General features: G+C 38.7%; 1 protein-coding gene and 1 pseudogene. One reads left to right on the top strand and one right to left on the bottom strand.

The window, feature by feature from the left end; all coding sequences use genetic code 11:
- Nucleotides 1–39 precede the first annotated feature (39 nt).
- Nucleotides 40–653: pseudogene (locus tag AACL61_RS07855) on the bottom strand (sugar O-acetyltransferase).
- A gap of 180 nt (nt 654–833) precedes the next feature.
- On the opposite strand from AACL61_RS07855, the gene AACL61_RS07850 reads away from it, so the two are divergent.
- Complete coding sequence (locus AACL61_RS07850; RefSeq protein ID WP_339111207.1) at nt 834–2,192, top strand: glucose-6-phosphate isomerase; 1,359 nt, start codon at nt 834–836, stop codon at nt 2,190–2,192.
- The last annotated feature ends 104 nt before the right edge of the window (nt 2,193–2,296 follow it).

Genomic DNA, 2,296 nt, shown 5'->3' with positions numbered 1-2,296 from the left:
TAGTTAATTCCCAGCCTCTTTTAATATCGAAATTATTATTTAATAAGGAAAATTTTCCAAGCGATCTTTTTCAGTAATAGGACGAATCACTTTGCCTGGAACTCCAAGGACAAGGGAGTTATCAGGAATATCTTTAGTAACGACTGTACCTGCTCCGATAACGCAACCATTGCCGATTGTTACGCCCGGACAAACTGTTACATTGCTTGCAAGCCAACAGTTATCGCCAATTGTAACTGGTTTGCCATATTCAACGTCATCGAACTGACCGTCAGCTTGTTGCCGAATATTACGCTGCTGATACATGAGAGGATGCAGGCTGTAATGATCGAGACGTTTGGACCGCACATTACGTTATCTCCAATAGTAACAGGACATGTATCTAAAATGGTAAAGTTAAAATTAGCATAGAAATTCTTACCTATTTTAGTAAAACGACCATAATCGATATGAATTGGTCCTTGAAGATATATTCCGTCAGCATGCTGAGGAAATAGGCGATCAATAATCATTCCTCGTTCAACAGTATCTTTATCAGTTGTTAAATTATAGTCACGACAAAGACGATGAGCAAGGTGAGAAAACTTATTTAATTCCGGTGTTCCAGGACGATAAGGCTTCCCAGCTAACATATTTTCAGTATTTTTATCCATGAATAATTATTCCCTTCAAATTATGTAAGCGGATACGCTGTGTATTCCCAGTATGCCTAATTAACCTTAAATTGTCAATTTTCATTAATGAGAAAAAATTGCTAGTTCTGATTGAAACCGACTTCATTATCCGCTATCATTTAAATGTCTAAAAAATAAAAATAGAAAGAAGCTATTGGAATGACACACATTAAATTTGACAGTAGCGCATTAAAGCAATTTGTTCATGAAAACGAACTTGGTGAAATGCAAGCAATGGTTAACGCCGCTAATGATGAATTACGGAATGGGACTGGTGCTGGCGCCGACTTCCGTGATTGGCTCCATTTACCAACTGAATATGATAAAGAAGAATTTGCCCGTATTAAGAAGGCTGCTGATAAGATTCAACGTGATTCAGATGTTTTAGTTGTTATTGGGATTGGTGGTTCTTACCTTGGGGCTCAAATGGCAATCGACTTCTTACACAATACTTTCTATCAAGCTCAAGAGGCAAAAGACCGGAAAGCTCCATTGGTAGTCTTTGCTGGTAACTCCTTGAGTTCAACCTATGTTCATGACTTGATCCAATTAATTGGTGACAAAGACTTTTCAATCAACGTTGTTTCAAAGTCAGGAACAACCACTGAACCATCAATTGCCTTCCGAATCTTTAAGGACCTTTTAATTAAGAAGTATGGTGAAAATGAAGCTGATAAGCGGATTTATGCTACTACTGATAAGGCTAAAGGTGCCTTAAAGACTGAAGCAGATGCTCATGGCTATGAAACCTTTGTTATTCCTGATGGGGTTGGAGGACGTTATTCAGTTCTTTCTGCGGTAGGTCTTTTGCCAATCGCTGCTTCCGGTGCGGACATTGATAAGCTGATGGAAGGGGCTGCACAAGCGGAAAAGGATTATGTTGATCCTGATCTAACCAAGAACGAAGCCTACCAATACGCTGCTTACCGGAACATTCTTTATCGTAAGGGCTATGAAACAGAATTACTCGAAAACTACGAGCCTAACATGCGGATGTTTGCGGAATGGTGGAAACAATTAGCTGGGGAATCAGAAGGAAAAGATCAAAAGGGAATCTATCCTTCTTCAGCTAACTTTACAACCGACCTTCACTCACTTGGTCAATACATCCAAGAAGGTCGCCGTTTCTTAATGGAAACCGTTGTTAAGCTTGATAAGCCAAATTATGACATGGAAATTCCAACAGAACCAGATAATCTTGACGGGTTAGGTTACTTGGAAGGTAAGACAATGGATTACGTTAACACCAAGGCTTATGAAGCGGTGGTTGCTGCTCATACTGATGGTGGAGTACCAGTGATGACTGTTCATATCCCACAAGAAGACGAATATACTTTAGGTTACCTTATCTACTTCTTTGAGGTTGCGATGGGAATTTCAGGTTACTTAAACGGTATTAATCCATTTAACCAACCAGGTGTTGAAGCTTATAAGACTAACATGTTTGGATTGCTTGGTAAGCCAGGATATGAAGAAATTGGTAAAGAATTACGAGCTAAGATGGATAAGAACGATTAGGATAAATTAAACGCCGTTTGTAAAATTAAGTTAGAAAAAATAAAAAGCCATTTGTGATAGACTTTTGAGTATCCCTAATCAAAAGAAAGGCAATCACAAATGAC

Source organism: Limosilactobacillus reuteri subsp. porcinus, from assembly GCF_036621895.1.
In the GTDB taxonomy this organism is placed as follows: domain Bacteria; phylum Bacillota; class Bacilli; order Lactobacillales; family Lactobacillaceae; genus Limosilactobacillus; species Limosilactobacillus reuteri_J.
Note: the sequence above shows the minus strand (reverse complement) of the source record. Positions and strands in the feature narration are given on the sequence as shown.